This window comes from Pedobacter sp. SG908 (assembly GCF_011759615.1).
Lineage (GTDB): Bacteria > Bacteroidota > Bacteroidia > Sphingobacteriales > Sphingobacteriaceae > Pedobacter > Pedobacter riviphilus.
In genome coordinates this window covers 1,573,134-1,591,240 of the sequence record NZ_JAAOYY010000001.1, presented here as the reverse complement: position 1 = coordinate 1,591,240, position 18,107 = coordinate 1,573,134, and the positions used below count along the sequence as shown (strand labels likewise).

General features: G+C 38.5%; 13 protein-coding genes. 4 read left to right on the top strand and 9 right to left on the bottom strand.

What is annotated here, in order from left to right; translation table 11 throughout:
* Window positions 1-38: 38 nt before the first annotated feature.
* Complete coding sequence (locus FHT21_RS06485; protein ID WP_167293914.1) at window positions 39-431, bottom strand: nuclear transport factor 2 family protein; 393 nt, start codon at window positions 429-431, stop codon at window positions 39-41.
* Between the two features lie 111 nt (window positions 432-542).
* Complete coding sequence (locus FHT21_RS06480; RefSeq protein ID WP_167293913.1) at window positions 543-2,528, bottom strand: sialate O-acetylesterase; 1,986 nt, start codon at window positions 2,526-2,528, stop codon at window positions 543-545.
* Between the two features lie 209 nt (window positions 2,529-2,737).
* Between FHT21_RS06480 and FHT21_RS06475 the strand changes: the two genes are divergently transcribed.
* Both FHT21_RS06475 and FHT21_RS06470 read left to right on the top strand, forming a co-directional pair.
* Entirely contained in the window at window positions 2,738-3,052 is a 315-nt protein-coding gene (locus FHT21_RS06475; RefSeq protein ID WP_243853885.1) for an RNA-binding protein, read from the top strand.
* 188 nt (window positions 3,053-3,240) lie between these two features.
* Window positions 3,241-4,494 carry a Na+/H+ antiporter gene (locus FHT21_RS06470; RefSeq protein WP_167293911.1) on the top strand — a complete coding sequence of 418 codons (1,254 nt, stop codon included), beginning with the start codon at window positions 3,241-3,243 and terminating at the stop codon, window positions 4,492-4,494.
* A gap of 243 nt (window positions 4,495-4,737) precedes the next feature.
* On the opposite strand, the gene FHT21_RS06465 is transcribed toward FHT21_RS06470, so the two are convergent.
* The 3 genes from FHT21_RS06465 to FHT21_RS06455 are packed head-to-tail and all read right to left on the bottom strand — an operon-like array spanning window position 4,738 to window position 8,678.
* The gene (locus tag FHT21_RS06465; RefSeq protein WP_167293910.1) at window positions 4,738-6,414 is read right to left on the bottom strand and encodes a sodium/sugar symporter; all 1,677 of its coding nucleotides are present in this window, start codon (window positions 6,412-6,414) and stop codon (window positions 4,738-4,740) included.
* A gap of 38 nt (window positions 6,415-6,452) precedes the next feature.
* Entirely contained in the window at window positions 6,453-7,604 is a 1,152-nt protein-coding gene (locus FHT21_RS06460) for a galactokinase (protein ID WP_167293909.1), read from the bottom strand.
* Between the two features lie 12 nt (window positions 7,605-7,616).
* Window positions 7,617-8,678 (bottom strand): UDP-glucose--hexose-1-phosphate uridylyltransferase, encoded by a 1,062-nt coding sequence (locus FHT21_RS06455; RefSeq protein WP_167293908.1) that lies wholly within the window; start codon window positions 8,676-8,678, stop codon window positions 7,617-7,619.
* Between the two features lie 160 nt (window positions 8,679-8,838).
* Here FHT21_RS06455 and FHT21_RS06450 point away from each other — a divergent pair, with 160 nt between their 5' ends.
* Window positions 8,839-9,537, top strand: coding sequence for an NUDIX domain-containing protein (locus FHT21_RS06450; protein WP_167293907.1), 699 nt, complete (start codon window positions 8,839-8,841; stop codon window positions 9,535-9,537).
* 250 nt (window positions 9,538-9,787) lie between these two features.
* Window positions 9,788-10,318: an OmpA family protein gene (locus tag FHT21_RS06445; protein WP_167293906.1), complete on the top strand. Its 531-nt coding sequence runs from the start codon at window positions 9,788-9,790 to the stop codon at window positions 10,316-10,318.
* A 136-nt stretch (window positions 10,319-10,454) separates the two neighbouring features.
* Here FHT21_RS06445 and FHT21_RS06440 read toward each other — a convergent pair whose 3' ends face one another.
* The 4 genes from FHT21_RS06440 to FHT21_RS06425 form a co-directional block, all read right to left on the bottom strand.
* Window positions 10,455-11,312: a glycoside hydrolase family 16 protein gene (locus tag FHT21_RS06440; RefSeq protein WP_167293905.1), complete on the bottom strand. Its 858-nt coding sequence runs from the start codon at window positions 11,310-11,312 to the stop codon at window positions 10,455-10,457.
* A 214-nt stretch (window positions 11,313-11,526) separates the two neighbouring features.
* Window positions 11,527-13,269, bottom strand: a complete 1,743-nt coding sequence (locus FHT21_RS06435; RefSeq protein ID WP_167293904.1) for a RagB/SusD family nutrient uptake outer membrane protein — start codon at window positions 13,267-13,269, stop codon at window positions 11,527-11,529.
* Window positions 13,270-13,278: 9 nt separating this feature from the next.
* On the bottom strand, window positions 13,279-16,359 hold the full coding sequence (locus FHT21_RS06430) for a TonB-dependent receptor (protein WP_167293903.1): 3,081 nt from the start codon (window positions 16,357-16,359) through the stop codon (window positions 13,279-13,281).
* Between the two features lie 32 nt (window positions 16,360-16,391).
* Window positions 16,392-18,098 (bottom strand): RagB/SusD family nutrient uptake outer membrane protein, encoded by a 1,707-nt coding sequence (locus tag FHT21_RS06425; protein ID WP_167293902.1) that lies wholly within the window; start codon window positions 18,096-18,098, stop codon window positions 16,392-16,394.
* Window positions 18,099-18,107 lie beyond the last annotated feature (9 nt).

Sequence of the window (18,107 nt, the reverse complement as noted above, 5' to 3'; positions counted from 1 at the left end):
CATTGGTTATTCCCCGTTCTTATTTTTAGACAAAAATTTCAAACTGAAATGCTGGTACAACTGGCAGAAATTACCTTCCAATCTTCTTTCACTTTGCCCCAAACCCTCAACCATCGATATTTGCCATTTAGCAAAATATCGGCGTATTTCCCTTTAATAAAAAGACTTGCAGAAACGATAACAATAGATTCAAAAACACGTATTTCCCGTTTGGATACATTGATTTTAGTGATTTTTATCATACCAGTCCGGTAGGCATCCATGTCCATTTCTTTATCCAACACATTCCCGTACTGATCGTGAAAAAGCATCCCATCGGCAAACAACAAATCGAGCGTGTTCAGGTCTGTTTTTTTAAACCCATCTAATAATTTTTCTTCCAGGTTGGCAATCAGGAGAATGGTTTCCTGGTCTGATAAGATATTTGGCATAATTTCCGGTTAACCAGTAAAAATATAAAGTAAGCCACAAAAAATAACGTTACTTTAAATATTGCCTGCATTGCACGGATTTAAGCACACACATTGCACAATTTTTATTGATTATTTCTTTCCAAAGGTAAGGCCCGGCCAGGTATCTGTTCTAAATGGTGAAGCTGGCAAGCCATCGTTACTAACCAGATTACAAACAGGATTATTTCCCCATGCATAACGAACAGCCACGGGGTTTGCCACCTGATCGCTACTTACGATAATCTGATTCCCCCGAATACTTGCTTTGGCCCAATAAAATTTCTTATCTGCTCCGGCGATGGCAAAACCTGTTAACGCTGCACCATCTGCAGCTTTTAATCCATTTTGGCTATTGACAAACGTTAAAAGAATCTGTTTTCCTTCAATTTTATTTGATTGATAAACAGGGCCAGAGTAGTTTATTTTTTGGCCATATGTTTTAGCCAGGGCTATTAATGCCAATCTTCTGCCTACCTCTTGTTTATTTTTGGGGTGGATATCTTTTGCATCGCCAATATCAATAATGGTTGCCATGCCTGTATTTGGCAAAGCAAGTGTTTTTTGCTGTGCCTCCCTAAGCTCTGCCCATGCAGATTCTACAGGCACATTATCAACCTGCATAAAATTAGCCAATTGAACATAATAGAAAGGAAAATCGCCCTGTGCCCATTTCTGACGCCAATCTTTGATCATTGTTGGGAACAACTCGCGGTATTGGTAGGCCCTATCGGCATTAGCTTCTCCTTGATACCAAATAGCCCCTTTAATCGAGAATTGTTGGTAAGGGTGAATCATGGCATTGTATAAAACTGTTGGGCGGTTGGGACCATTTTCCTCAAAGGGCTTTGGCTCAATATTTTTAAAATCCAAGCCTATTTTATATTTCCATTCACCAGCCAATGAAATTTTCTCGCTAGAACCATTTGTTAAATTTAACTCTTTAGTGTCGCCATATAAGCCACCCCCACCTCCACTATCAAAAACCCTGACAGTGATCACATTTTCTCCCACTTTGAGCAAATTAGCGGGTATTGTATATGTTCTTCCAATATTATATCCTACCGTTTCGCCAACTTTTACCCCGTTTATAAAAGTAATGTCGTTATCATCAATAGTGCCCAAATTAAGCTTTGCTTCATTTATTTTCCAGTTTTCTGGAATCGTGATCTTTTTTGTAAACCAAACCACACCATCGAGGTTTTTAAGTGCTGCGTCCTCCCAAAGGGTTGGCAAAGTCATATTTTTCCAATTAGCACTTTCTGTTAGCGCCCATTTCATTTGTCCATCCAGATTGCCAGAATCTTTATCCATGGTCATTTTAGTCCAGTTCTGCAAACGTTCTTCGTAAGAAACTGTTGAGGGATTTTTAGCTGATTTCTGAAACTTATCAACTGCAGCAGAGAAATCTGCCATTTTTTTTAATGATTCGGCGCTGGTCCAGGCTTCAGCAATTGTTCCGCCCCATGAAGTATGAATCAGGCCAATAGGAATTTTGGTTTTCTCGTACACTTCGCGTGCGAAGAAATATGCGGTGGAAGAAAACCCGGCTATATATTTCGGGCTGCATTCCTGCCAGCCATCATTTGCTACCTTGGCATCATTAATAGGTGAATTGCTGGTAACATGATCTACCTGCAATAAACGGATATCTGGAAATTTAGCTTCGGCAATTTCTTTTTCGTAGTTTAGGATTTTGCCCCAGCCTGCCAGCGGCATTTCCATGTTCGACTGCCCAGAACATATCCATACATCGCCAATTAATATATTGTTAAGTACCAATAACTCTCCATCAGATATGGTGATGGTATATGGTCCTCCGTAACCTGGTGTCGCTACTTTAATTTTCCAATTACCATTGGCATCTGCAATAGCACCATAGTTAATTTTATTCCATGAAACCGTTACTTTAACTGCTTTACCAGCGTCTGCTTGGCCCCAAATGGCTGCATTGGTTTTTTGCTGTAAAACCATGTTATTGCCAAAAACCGAGGGCAATAAAATTTTAGCCTGAATAAACTGAGATGTGAAAAGTAATAATACGATGAGAAGTATAGATCTTAACCTGTGAATGCTCATATTTTAACTATTTTTGGATGATTAGAAAGCGAATGTACATTTTCTGACTGTCAACATCAATATATATATCTGCTCTTCACAAATTTATGATAAAAAATGAAGCAAAATTCAGCTAATTAGTTTGGGTAACAATATCATTTTGCTTATTTTGCAGGTCTAAAAGAACAGTTCTGGATTTAATCCAAATGTTTCCTCAAATTAAAGAATTAATGGTTAAGATTTTCATAGGTGGCCTTCCTGACAATATCCAAGAGATGGATTTGGCAATATTGGTTAGCCTGCATGGCAGGGTAGAAACAATTAAAATTGTTCGCGACAGGGCTACTGGCAAATGTAAAGGCTATGCTTTTCTGGAAATTTATAGTCTTCCTGATGCCAAAAACATCGTATCAACCTTAAATGGCGAAACATTTAAAGGTAATATAATTACTGTTAAGATATCGGAAGAGGAAAGTGGTGCTAAAGCAACAAAGCCAAAAGCCAACCCAGCTTTTAAAAGTAAAAGACCTAGGTTACAACGCTAGTTTTCACATCAACGATATTTCCACATTTCATTTCAGCATTAATTAAAGTTTCTTCTTTATTCTAGGAGGATTATTTATCCTTTTATTTCGTTAACTAGTTTATTTCAATTAGGAGCTTTTTAATTCGGTTCTAAACATATATTTTGCAAATAAGTGTTTCCGCATTTATTAAAAACGCATTTACAGATATGGAAAATTATGCCATTGTAATATTTATTTTAGCGGTGATGATTGGCCTTTCTGCTATTGCAGACCGAATTAAAACCCCCTATCCTATCCTTTTGATTATAGCTGGAATTGCAGTAGGTTTTATACCTTCTTTGCCGCCAATTGATATTAATCCTGAAATTATATTTTTGATATTCCTACCGCCATTGCTTTACGATGCTGCCTTTAATATCTCGTTTAAAGAATTTAAAACCAATATTAACACCATATTAACCCTAGCCATTACATTGGTTTTTATCACCGCTATTGGCATTGCTGTAGTTGCTCACTATATAATTCCAGGGATGAGTTGGCCGGTATCTTTTGTGTTAGGCGCAATTCTTTCTGCTACTGACGCGGTTGCTGCTATGAGTATTACTAAGGGACTGGGTTTATCTCACAAAACCAACACCATTTTGGAGGGTGAAAGTTTAGTTAACGATGCTTCTGCGCTGGTAGCTTATCGTTTTGCGGTTGCCGCAGTAACTGGAACAGCCTTCGTATTTTGGAAGGCATCTCTCGAATTTGTTCTTTTAATGGCTGGCGGATTCTTAATCGGCATTATGATGTCGAAAATTTTAGCATTTATTATTAAGCGGATTCATAACAACCGCCTGGCAACCATTAGCTTTATGTTGTTAATGCCTTTTGTTACCTATTTAATTGCAGAACAAGTACATGTTTCGGGGGTTATTGCAGTTGTTATCTTAGGGCTGGGAATATCCAGGTTTAGCAACAAGGTATTTCCGGAGCAGCTTAAAAACCAGTCTAAAAACATCTGGGATATTATTATCTTTTTATTGAATGGACTAATTTTCATATTAATTGGCTTACAGTTTCCTTATGTATACAAAAACATTAGTGGTACCGATATTCTACCTTATATCGGTTATTCACTGGTGATTACCGTTGTAGCTTTACTACTGCGGATGGCACGTGTTTTCCTACAAAAATTTAATCTTCAAAAAGCTTTTCAGAAAGGGAAGCACCGTATTACAGAGGGCGCATTGCTGGATTTCAAGAACAGTTTGATTATCAGCTGGTCGGGCATGAGAGGTATTGTTTCGCTGGCCATTGCAATTGGGTTACCGGCCACCTTATCTGATGGAAGTGCGTTTCCACAGCGAAATGCGGTTATATTTATATCAGTTGTAGTGGTGTTGTTTACCTTAATTGGACAAGGGCTGACTTTACCTTGGTTGGTGAAAAAGCTGGCAACAGAGGAGGATGAGTAGCAGGCAATCAATTCTAATAATTTATAAGAAAGATACTGAAATAAATTACCTTCGGTGAGCTCGCTTAAGGCTCGGTTTACTTCGTAGCTTTTCGCTTCGCTACAGATCAACATAACAGTTTTAGCATTAAGGAATTAAGGACATGAAGATTCAGAGTCTAAATTTAAAAGCAATCGCATTTAAATGAAAAGGGGGATGAAATCGTCAGATTTTATCCCCCTTTTCATTACTATAACTTATTCTTTACCAGTATACACTGTAAAGTGCAACCAATAAGCCGATAATAATTAAAGCGCCTACTGCGAAACTGGTAGTAGTTTTAAACATTTTAGCATCGATAGCCAATCCTTTAGCTTCTGCTTTAACTTTATCGCTCGCTAAGCTGATGATCACCATACCAAGGATACAGAATATAAATACAAAGCCCATCCGATCTAAAAATGGAATTTCGTACACCCCATCTTTGTTTTTAACAGAGAAACCCATTCCCGACAACCAGGAAAGATCGGCTATTATAGGTAAGAATTTAAGTAAAATCGACAAACCGAAACCACCTATAGTAGCAAATAGTGCGGCACTTGAAGTGGTTCTTTTCCAGAAAAAACCTAAAATAAACATGGCAAAAATACCAGGAGATACAAAACCGGTATATTCTTGAATATATTCAAAACCACCTTTTTTATCGATCCCCAATAATGGTGCAATTACTACACCCATGAACATGGCAACAACAATAGAAATTTTACCAGTCATTACCAGGTTTTTTTCTGATGCCTCAACATTTAATACTTTTTTGTAAATATCCAAAGTAAAAATGGTAGCAATACTATTTGCTTTACCGGCTAAAGATGCCACAACCGCAGCGGTTAATGCCGCGAATGAAAGACCTTTTAATCCCGCAGGAAGCAAGTTTAACAATACAGGGTAAGCACGATCAGGATTAACAGAACCACCTTGAATCATTTCAGATTGGAATGCACCATCTTTATATAACACATAAGCGGCAATACCAGGCAATACCACAATGATTGGCATTAGCAGTTTTAAGAAAGCCGCAAAAAGAATACCGCCACGGGCAGTTTCTAAATTGGCCCCCAGAGCACGTTGTGTGATGTACTGGTTACAGCCCCAATAGTTTAGGTTTACGATCCACATACCGCCAATTAATACACTTAAACCTGGCAAATTGATGTAATTTTCGTTATCTGGCTTGAAAATCATGTGGAAATGCTCTGATGCCTTAGAGGTCATTAAACTATAACCCTCAAATACACCACTTGTACCATAATGTGTAGAAACCAGATTTAAAGCCAGGTAAGTTGTAGCCAAACCACCTAAAATCAAGAAAAATACCTGGATTACATCCGTATACCCAATTACCTTCATCCCGCCTAGGGTAATGATAATAGCAAAAATTGCAATGGCATACATACAGAACTGCAGATCGAAACCAGAAATGCTACTCACCGCTAAAGCACCTAAATAAAGAATAGAAGTTAGGTTAACCACAACATATAACAATAACCAGAAAACAGCCATAATCATAGCAACTGTTCCGTTATAACGTTGATGCAAAAATTGCGGCATTGTAGCAATTTTGTTTTTCAAGTAAACGGGAATGAAAAATACAGCGACCACTACCAGTGTAAGTGCACCCATCCATTCGTAGGTTGCAATGGCCAATCCCATTTTAAAGCCTGATCCACTCATACCGATAAACTGCTCAGCAGAAATGTTTGATGCAATTAAAGATGCACCGATGGCCCACCAGGTTAAAGAGCCTTCGGCAAGAAAATAATCTTTAGAACCGGTAGATTCTGATTTTTTCTTGTTGTAAATGTAAAGCCCATAAGCGGCCACAATAACGAAGTAAATTGCAAATACAATGTAATCCTTCGCGTCTAATAAATTGTTTTTCATTGATTTATTTGGTTAGTATACCTTGGATTGTTTAAATTTTAATTGAATAAACTGGTTCCGTTATCGGTTTGAACAGTGTAAGAATCAAGCTTGAGGCCGAACTGCAATAAATATTTTGAAGATAACGCTTCAATTAAGTCTGCAATTTTTTCTTCTTTAACAATATTGATGGTACAACCACCAAAACCACCGCCCATCATTCTGGCACCCAGTACGTAGTCTAGTGGTTTAACCGCTTCAACCAAGAAATCCAATTCTTTGCAACTAACTTCATAATCTTTACTTAAACCTTCGTGTGTTTCGAACATCAAATTTCCTAAACCTTGCAGATTGCCGTTTTCAAGTTGTTCTGCCGCTGTAAGTAAACGCCCGATTTCTTTCACTACAAAACTGCATTTTGCGAATACATCTTCATCTTTTGGCTTAACATAAACTTCTAACATACTTAGATCTATATCGCGTAATGTATTTACGTTAGGGTAATGTTCTTTTACCCAGGCTACACCTTGCTCGCATTGGGCTCTTCTTTTATTATAAGCCGAATCTGCAAGGGCGTGCTTTACATTCGTATTTAAAAGCAACAGTTTGTAACCATCTAATTTTAAAGGGATATAAATGTGTTTCATCGATCGGCAATCAAGCATGATGGCCTGATCTTTCTTGCCAAATACAGAGGCAAACTGATCCATGATACCACAGTTAACACCAGCAAAAGTCTGTTCAGCCTTTTGGGCAATTAAAGCAAGATCCATTTTGGGAACTTCAAGCGAAAAAAGCTGATCGAGTGCAAAACCCGTTGCACACTCTACAGCTGCTGATGACGATAAACCTGCACCTAAAGGTACGTCGCCATCGATATAAAAGTTAAAGCCTCCCAATTGATAGCCTCTTTCTTTTAACTGATCGGCCACACCTAAAATGTAGTTTGCCCAACTATTTTCTGATTTGCTTAAGCTTTTTATCGATGAGATATCAAACTGCTGATAACTCTCTGAAAACAAATGAATTTCATCATCTTCTCTTTTTGATATGGCCACGTAAATGGCCTTATCAATGGCGGCAGGCATTACAAAACCACCATTGTAATCGGTATGTTCGCCAATAATATTAATCCTTCCTGGCGAACGGACCAAAATAGGTTCGGCATTAAAAAGTCTTTTAAACGTACTTTTAAAATGTTGTGCATTCATTGTTTAATAATTTTAGTCTTCAGCCTTGCTGGTTTTATAGTGTATAGTAGACATTTCTTTCAGGCGGTTTGCGGCAAACTCGGGAGTGATATCACGCTGAGGGTTGGCCAGCATCTCGTAACCCACCATAAATTTTTTAACTGATGCCGAGCGCAGTAATGGTGGATAAAAATGCATATGCCAATGCCATTCAGGGTAATAACCATTGTTTACCGGTGCCTGATGCATACCTGCAGAGTATGGGAATGAGGTTTCGAACAGGTTATCGTATTTTGTGGTGAGTATTTTAATGGCTTCTGCCAGCGATTTCTTTTCCGCCGCTGTAAACAATTTAATGCTATTTACATGGCGTTTGCTGATAATCATGGTTTCGTATGGCCAAACTGCCCAAAAAGGCACAAGCACTGCAAAATGATCGTTTTCAAATATAATGCGCTCATTTTTCTTTTGCTCCAGCTTTAAATAATCGGCAAGTAAACTTCTTCTATGAATGGCATAGTAAGTTTTCTGGCGTTCAGTTTCTTTGGCAATTTCTAAAGGAATATCGCCCTGCGACCAGATTTGTCCATGCGGATGCGGGTTGCTACAGCCCATTATTTCGCCCTTATTCTCGAAAATCTGAATGTATTTGATCCAGTCGTTTTCCGCCAGGCTATTAAATTCATTCTGCCAAACGTTAACCACAGCTGTTATGGCCTCTACACTCATTTCGGGAAGAGTTAGATTATGTTTAGGACTAAAGCTGATTACTCTACAAAGACCACGCTGGTTGTTGGCTACCAATAAATCACCTTCATTCATTTCACCAGCTGGTGTATCTTGCAACAAAGCAGCAAAATCGTTGTTAAAAACAAAGCTATCGGTATATTCCGGGTTACTGTCGCCATCTGCCCTACCATTTCCAGGGCATAAATAACATTTAGGATCATATTCGGGGCGGTTATCTGGTGTGATGTCTTCAACCTTACCTTGCCATGGCCTTTTAGTGCGGTGTGGTGATACCAAAACCCACTCGCCGGTTAATATGTTAAGCCTGGTATGTGGGTTACTGTCTAATTCGAATGTTTGGTTCATTTTATGTTTTCAATTGGTTAGAAAAAGGAAGCCACATGGCTTAACCTATCCAATGCGCCAAATTATAAAATTATTATTAATTGTCAAAACGACAATTAATAATAATTTTTATTTTCGTGAAAATTTGAACATATTAAGCCCTTTAAAATCTTGATAAAAAATGATTGAATATTCCAGGCAACCGCATTATCTTGTTGCTGTTGATTGTATAGTGTTTGGATTTGATGGTGAACACCTTAAAATTCTATTGGTTAAGCGGGGTTTAGAACCCGAAATAAACAAATGGAGTTTAATGGGAGGCTTTGTAGGCGCCGATGAAAGCCCTGATGATGCGGCAAATAGGGTGCTCAAAAAAATGACAGGTTTAGAGGGCGTTTACCTGGAGCAGATGCAAATTTATGGAGAACCTGGCCGCGACCCAATTGAAAGAACACTTTCTGTTGGATATTTTGCCCTCATTGACATACACAAATACGAGGCACAGTTAAACGACGACTATAAGGCCGAATGGTTTTTGATCAATGACAGGCCAAAACTTATTTTCGACCATAACCAAATGGTTGCTGATGCACGAAAAAAACTAAGATATAAAGCTGCCCTTCACCCTATTTTGTTCGAGATGCTGCCTAAAAAATTTACAATTCCACAGTTGCATATTCTTTTTGAGGAGGTAAACGATACTAAAATCGATACCAGAAATTTCAGTCGCAAAATTACTTCAACGGGATTATTAATTAAACTGGCCGAAAAAGATAGAACAGGCTCTAAAAAGGGAGCATTCTATTTTAAATTAGATAAAAAGAAATACAATGCTAATTCGCAGGCATTCTTAAACTTAATGCCAAATTTAAAGGCCTAATCATTTTTTTCCGGATCAATTTATTTAATCAGTTTGTATCGTAAACTGATTAAATTTCTATGTCCAGACTTATGGAAAAGAATACTGTTCATCATTACCATAAGGTAAAACCGCATCAGAAAATGTTTATTAAATTTTGGGGATTAAGAGGATAAACATAAGTTCTTAAAAAAAACATCGTTATAGCTGTGAATCATTTATTAGTATGTTTGGGCAACAAACACACGATAAACTTAAATTAATCTTAAACATGAACATTATCAAAAACCTTTTATTTACTACGTTCCTAGCTTTGTTTACCCTTACAATGTACTCTTGTAAAACAAAAAAACTGGTAGCAAAACCTACTCCAGCACCTGTTGAAAAACCAGCGCCACCGGTAGAAGAGAAAAAACCAGCGCCAGCGCCAGAGAAAGAAGAAGCTCCTGCTCCAGCAGAAAAGCCCAATTTTAACTTAGATAATATTCAATTCGAGTTTAATTCATTTGTACTTAAAACATCATCATTCTCTATTCTGGATAAGGCCGTTACAGAAATGAAAAAATCGCCAAACACAAAATTTATTCTTAATGGCCACTCATCTGCCGAAGGTACACCAGAGCACAACATGCAACTTTCTGTTGATCGTGCAAACGCGGTAAAATCGTACTTTATAAATGCTGGCTTAAACGGAAATAATTTCACAGTTGTTGGCCATGGCGAGAAAGAACCTATTAGCAGCAATGCCAGCGAAGAAGGTAGAATACTGAACAGAAGAACTGAAATAAAAGTTCAGAATTAATGCTTAAAAATACAATAGGAAGAGCCATGGAAATTAAACCATGGCTCTTCCTATTTTCAAGACCTCACAGGTGTCAATATTGTTTTTAATGGGCCTCATTGTGGGCTGCTGTTTAAAAACCTGTGAAATCCAAAATCTATTTCTGGTATACTCTAACGTAATCTATCTCCATCCTATTAGGGAATTTAGTATTATTTAATGGTCCACCGTTCATACCACCCATAGCCAGATCGAACAAAATATAATGTTTTTGTTTAAAAGGATGAAAATCTGATCCATCATCATTTTTAAGGTCGCTTAAATTGGTTTTATTCAAGAGCATTCCATCAACAAACAGACTAATAGCTTTCTCATCCCAATCCATGCGCCATACATGAAATTCAGCTGCCCATTTTTTACCGCCCAATCCGGCTACAGGTTTTGTATTACTAAACCATTTTGCCTTTTTATCGGGTCCTAAACTTGCAATGTTAGCCAATAATTTTCCCTGGTAGTATTCCATAATATCGATTTCGCCATTAGCAGGCCAGCGGCCATTTACACCCAGTGTCCAAAATGCAGGCCAGAGTCCATCCGAGATATCAATCTTTCCTCTCATCTCAAATCGCCCATATTGCCAGCTCTGTAAACCTTTAGTGATGATACATGCCGAGGTATATTCGATATTTTGAGTTTTTTTACTCCAATCTCTACTCCCTTCTACATATAGCGGATTAGGTTTTACTTCTTTTCTAGCTTCAATAATCAATTTACCATCTTTGCAGAAAGCATTTTCTGGTTGATACCATTGCAGCTCTTCGTTACGGACAAAACCTTTCTCATAATCCCAATTGGCTGGATCGGGAGCACCATTTTTGTTAAATTCATCACTCCAAACCAGTTTATAACCTTCGGATGAGTAGCTGTTGGAAAAATTCTGTTCTTTTTTTAATGCACAGGATTGAATAAAAATAGCTAGCAATAAAACAAAACTAAACAGGATTCTATTTTGCATGGGTAATTTATGGGTTAGCTAATTAATGATATAAACTTGGGTTAAATGAGTAATCTTATAGCAATAAAAACGAGCTAAAACAGTCTATTTGAGGCTAAAAAATGTTTTTTTTTATGCAAATGTTTCAAATAAATCTGTAAAGATCTGGTTAATGCACTCTCCAGACCTTTTAAGACCTGGAGAGGACTAGGATTAACCATGCTAACCAAAATAACTAATACCCCGGGTTTTGCAAAAACGAAGGGAGTTTTAAAATTTCACTCTGTGGAATTGGTAATAGGTAATTTGCAGGGCGAAAATTATGTCTTCTAATGGAATTAGTAATTTGATAATTGTATGAGGTACCATCAGTGGAAGTAGATGTTGTACCAGTTTTTGGTGTAATCATCATCACTTTATTGAAAGCATTTTCAGTTACCTCAGCAATTTTCCATCTTCTTTCGTCATAAAAACGCATATCTTCAAAAGCCATTTCAGTACGGCGTTCTTTAATAATTACATCTCTGAGTTCAGCCTGACTAATGCCTGCTTTTATACCAAACCTGGCATCGGCACCAGGCAAAATACCTGCACGTTCCCTGATCTTGAAAATATAGGTAAGCGCATCATTAACCTGCCCTAATTCGTTAAGTGCTTCAGCGTAATTTAATAATATCTCGGCATACCTCATTAAAGGATATCCCCTATCAGCAGTTGCACTTCCACCCCATGATACGTTTACATCGCACATTTTACGACCATAATAACCAGAAGTTGTTCCAATGCCAGTACCATCACTAGGTGCATTTACGTAGGTAAAAACAGGTGCCTGAGCCCCACTATTATTTGCATACGATGAACCATTGTAGATTACAGTGTAACCAAACCTTGGATCGCGGTTAACGTATGGATTGGCAGCATTATACCCTGAAGTTGGGTCTGTAATCTGCTTGCCGTTACGCATATCGAACTGATCGACCAGGTTTTGGGTTGGCGTTGAATAATACCCACCACTCCGCGAAGGTGGAAGAAAATGACCTTCAAAATCCCTGTTTGGTGCTTGTGTATAAGTAAATATCAACTCGCTGTTTGCCCTGCTAATGAAGGCTTTATAAAAGCCATAACCAGGGGCAGTAGTATTGTCTAGCACGAGGTCGTATTTGTTCATATCAATTACATCTTTAGCAGCTTGTGCAGCTTTTGCCCAACGTGCTGCATCATAAGTAGGATAAGCAATTATACTCGCAATTGCACCCGTTTTAACAATACCACCTCCATTAAACAGCGGACTTGCAGCACTAAGCAATACCCTCGATTTTAATGCAAGGCACATCCCTTTGGTAATTCTTCCATAATCCTGATCCAACTGATCTAGTGGAAGGTTTGCTGCAGCAGCATCACATTCACTTACAATGTAATTTATACAATCTTCATAAGTATTTCTTGGGATATCAATGATATCATCTTTATCAAACAACTTATCGCCCAAGAGTGCTATCCCCCCAAAGGACTTTACTAGATAATGATAATACCAGGCGCGTAAAAATCTGGCTTCAGCAGCAACGCGCTTTTGTGTTACAGGCGCCAATGGTGTTGTTGGCAATTTCGACAAAAACAGGTTTACGGCCCGGATCTGTAAATAGGGCTGAACATAAAAATCGGTTGTAGTACCTTTTACCACATTTAATGGGTTTACGTTACCCGAATATAGAATTACGGCATACTGCCCTGATCCGCTATAGCGATACTCTGCATCATCAGTAGCTTCTTCAAGGTTTCCATGACTATCCCAACGGCCTTTGTTAAATGAAAAACCACGCCCCTGATAAATCCCGTTTAAAAAGCCCAATGTTCTTACACTATCGCTAAATACCACAGTTGCATCCTGTCCGACATTTTGCTGATCGAGGTAACTGGTTGCTTTTTTGCAGGACATTAACCCTGCTAACATTAAAACAATTAAAATATATCTTTTCATAACTTAAACTTAAAATGTTACCGATAAACCCATATTGTAAAGCCTTTGCGGTGGATAGTTGGTGTTTGTATTGTAGCTTGATATTTCCGGATCGTATTCATACAACGAGCCAAGTTTGGTCCAAGTAACTAAGTTGGTACCATTTACATATATTCTTGCTCCTTTTAAATGCACTTTATTTACCCAGCTCTGTGGAAGACCATAACTTAGTTCAATCGATTTTAAACGCAAATAATCTCCCCTAACATTCCAAAAATCGGAAGGTGCGGTAGGAATGGAAATCGAATTTGGCGAGGTTGATAATATAGGATATTTAGCATTCTGACCAAGCTCCGGAGTCCAGCTTTGTTGGTGGATAGCCTGAAAGTTTGATCCAAAAGCCTGAATAGACTCCCTAACGCCTGCCACATTAAAATTCAATGCGCCTTGGAACAATACATTTAAACTTAACGTTTTATAATTTGCACTTAAATTAAAACCCACAATGGTATTAGGTGTATTGGAGTAACCGAAATAAGATTGATCTGCATCAGTAATAACACCATCGCCATTTAAATCGGCATATTTAAGGTCGCCGGGTTTTGCACCCGTAAGCGGTTTGGCACTATTTGCCACATCGGTAGCATCCTGGTAAAAACCTAAAAATTTAAACTGTTTTGGCGTATTAATCGGATTACCAGTATACCGTTGGTAAGAGAAAAGTGGCAAAGCTTCATCCTGGAAAACAATTTTATTTTTAGCCACCGATACGTTACCGCCAACACGATAATTAAAATCTTTACCGATTTTATCGTTATAGGCAAGCTCCAGCTCAAAGCCCCTATTATTTGTTTTCCCAAGGTTAACAGGTGGCAATGCCTGACCGAATACATAAGAGACAGTTCCCCTGTTGGTTAAGATATCGTATCGATCATCATTAAATACATCTAGTGTGGATGTAATATGCCCCTTAAACATACTTAAATCCATACCGACATTGAGTTTCTTAACCTTTTCCCAGGTTACATCGGCATTGGCCAGGCGGCCTTCAAATATGGCATTATAGCCGTTATGAGAAGTTCCGAATGATACGGTACCACTATTGTTATAAGTTTGTAAATAAGCGTAAGCGTAGTTACCAATATCATCTGTCCCAACAAGGCCATAAGATGCCCTGAATTTTAAACGATCAATAAACTTAATGTTTTCTTTAAAGAATTTTTCTTCCGAAATGTTATATCCAATTGATCCGGCAGGGAAAAAGCCATATTTTTTACCTGAGGCAAAAACTTCTGTTTTATTGTAACCCACATTAAATTCGGCCAGGTATTTTCCTTTATAATCGTACCCTACCCGACCAGAAAAACCACTGGTTGGAACCGGTATAAAATTTAATACCCGGTTGGTATTGTTAGCATCATAATATCCAAAATAACTTCTGTTGTTATATAACACCAAACCAGATAGGTGATGTGAACCAAAAGTACGATCGTAGTTTAATGAAGCCTGCGGATTAATAGTACGCGTAGTAGAACCTGGGCTATAGTTTAATGAATAAAAACCTACCCTAAATACATTTGGATCTTTAGGGGTATAACTTCCATCGGCTGGATTGTAAATAAAAGCAGGATAAGTTCCTCTTGACAGCCCTCGAGTGTAAGAGTAAGTACTACCATAAGCAATTGCTCCTCTCAAAGAAAGTCCCTGAGTAATAAAATCGAGCTTTTGAGTGGCAGCCGCATTAATATTCATATTGTTTTCGAAATCTCTGCTGTACCCGCCAAGCGTTAATGCCTGCACAATGTTTGGTGAAGAGTAACGGCCAGGTTGCGCATAACTGTAACCATAACTTCCATTAGGGTTATAAATAGGGTAAGCAAAAGGTGCCAGTGTTAGGTAACTGTTATAAAAATAAAATATATTCTGGATACCGTTAATGTTTGGAATTACCGGACTATTTCTCTCTCCAATGTTTCCAAATAAATCAAGTTTAACATTTAATGTCTTAGTGGCTTTAATATCAATATTAGAACGGTAGTTGTATCTTTTGTAGTAAAAGTTATTGTTTACATCTTCACCCGAACTAAAATCATTCAAAAGACCATTCTGGTTAATCATCCCCACTGAAGCGAAATATTTCACGATATCGTTACCACCACTAATGTCAAAGTTGTTACGCCATTGGTAGCTAAACTTACGGAATAAAACATCTTTCCAGTTTACATTGGGGTGTCCGTAAGGGTCATCACCAGTTCTCCAATGTTCCAGATCAGCATCGGTATATAGAATAGGTAGCCCATCATTTATTCTAGCCTGGTTTACGAGCTTCGCCGATTCGTAAGCATCAAGAAATTTGGGTAATCTTGTCGGTTGCGAGAGGGCATATTCGCTACGGAAAGTAATACTTGGAGGACCTACAACACCTCGTCTGGTGGTAACCAAAACCACACCATTAGCTCCTTTTATACCATACACGGCGGTTGTTGATGCATCTTTCAGGATACTTAAGCTTTCAATCTCATTCGCATCTAAACGGGCAAATTGCGCATAGGTAAACTCAATATCATCTACGATAATAAGGGGTTGGTTAGACCCTGTGTAAGAACCTGTTCCGCGGATAAAAAATGTTGCTCCATCAGATCCAGGCTGGCCACTGGTTTGCTGCGAGCTGAAACCCGGCAACCGACCGGCCAAAGTGTTCTGTAAACTTGCTGAAGGGTTTCTTCTGATTTCCTGACCTGATACCGAGCTTAAGGCACCAGTTAAGGTAGCTTTTTTAGTGGTACCGTAACCTACAACCACTACTTCTTCCAAGCCTTTAACATCAGCTTCTAAACTTACGTTAATGGTGGTCGATTGGCCAACCGTAACTTCTTTGGATAAGTAACCAATAGCATTAATCACCAAAACGTGACTTTTACCTCTCAAGGTAATCCGAAATTTACCATCAATACCGGTAGATGCCCCATTACCTGGAACATCTTTCTCAATAATAGTTGCCCCCGGAATGCCCCCATCTTTGTCATTAACCTGGCCCTGTACATTAACATTTTGTGCAAAGAGTAATTTAGACAAAATGGTGAAGGCTAAAAGGAATATATATTTTCTCATAAATACTTTCATTTCTAACTTATTTTTAATCGTTACCAACCTTCATTCTGTATCAGGCTTCTATTCCTGATCACTTCTGAATAAGGAATAGGCATAAGGTAAAACCGCTGATTAAATGTTGTATTGCTTACTGTTGATGTTGCATAGGTTAAGGCACCTGTTGCCGATTTGGTAATTATAGTACCATGGAGTGAGCCGTTTAAAACCTGGCCTGCTATTTTCCAGCGCCTGATATCCCAGAAACGTTGTTCTTCAAAAGCCATTTCAATCCTTCTTTCATTTTGAATGAAAGTGCGCATATCACCCTGAGACATCCCATCTTTAACGCCATAGGCATTTGCACCGGTACCGGCAGTAATACCTGCCCTTAAGCGAAGGGCCCTTAAAGGAGCATAAGCATCGGCAGTTCTACCCACTTCGTTTAAACATTCTGCGTAATCAAGCAATACCCCGCCATAGCGAAAAATAATATAGTTGTGATCTTGAGTGCCATAGGCTGTTGCATTAGAAAAATCGGCCATGTATTTTTTTAAGTAGTAGCCCGTTCTGGTTTGTACCGCTACACCACCTGGTTTATCTTTGCCACCTTCAAATGTTTCTACATTACGGCTCAGCCATTTTATGCCATTATAGAAAACGGTATTGTCTAATCTTTTATCTCTGCCCACATAAGGGTTGCTTGCCACATAACCAGAAGCAGGATCTGTGATACTTAATCCATTCAACATCGGGAATGCATCTACAAGTTCTTGCGTAGGGCTGGTTAAACCATTGCTTAATGGTGTAGTAAAACCCATCGGAGCATTGTTTGTTTCTAAATCGAAAGTTTTTGCCCTTTGTTTCGCCAATATTACCTCTGTATTTTTTCTACCGATAAAAGCAGCATTAAACGTGGTGGTAAGCTGGTACGCATTTAAATTGATGAGATCTTGTACCGCATTCAATGCCAATGTCCATCGTCCGGCATCAAAAGTAGGGTAACCTGCCAAGGCTTTCTTTACCGGATCGCCAGCTGTCCCGCCGCCATTAAAAAGTGGACTAGCAGCATAAAGCAGCACTCTTGCTTTTAGTGCGTAAGCGGCACCTCTTGTAATTCTGCCCAGGTCTGAATCGACAACAGGTTCAACACGCAATAAACCTTTAATGGCATCACATTCGCTTACCAGATAGTTGATACATTGCTCGAAAGTATTTCGTGGAATTTGTAAATTATCATCGGGCGTTAATACTTTATCGCCTATTAATGGTACGCCTCCATATCTTTTGATCATCTCAAAATAATTCATCGCCCTGATAAAACGTGCTTCAGCTTTCCAGTACTGAATTGTTTTTGGTGCGTTGGCATCTACAGGAACCACATCTACATTGGCCAGGAAATCATTAACGGCACGAATTGCACGGTATGCATTTGCCCAGTTATCATCTGGATTATTAGTCGAATTTAATCTTCCATTTTTGTAATATTCTACTGCCTTATTTTGTGTCGATGGAATGGCATCATCACTTCCGGCATCAAGAAAATCACCTACAGTATTGTCTCCATCTGCCCTTACCCTATTAAAACCGTCAGGTAGCGAAGTATATAAATCTGAAAGCACTTGTCTGGCAAAATCGCCATTTTTATCAAGCGGATCGTAAACGTTATTTTTATTAATTCCCTGTAAAGGTGTTTGTTCATATTTTTTGCATGATGCCATCCCTATCAGGATCACTACCAAAGCCATTATTCTAGTATTCATCTATTTAAA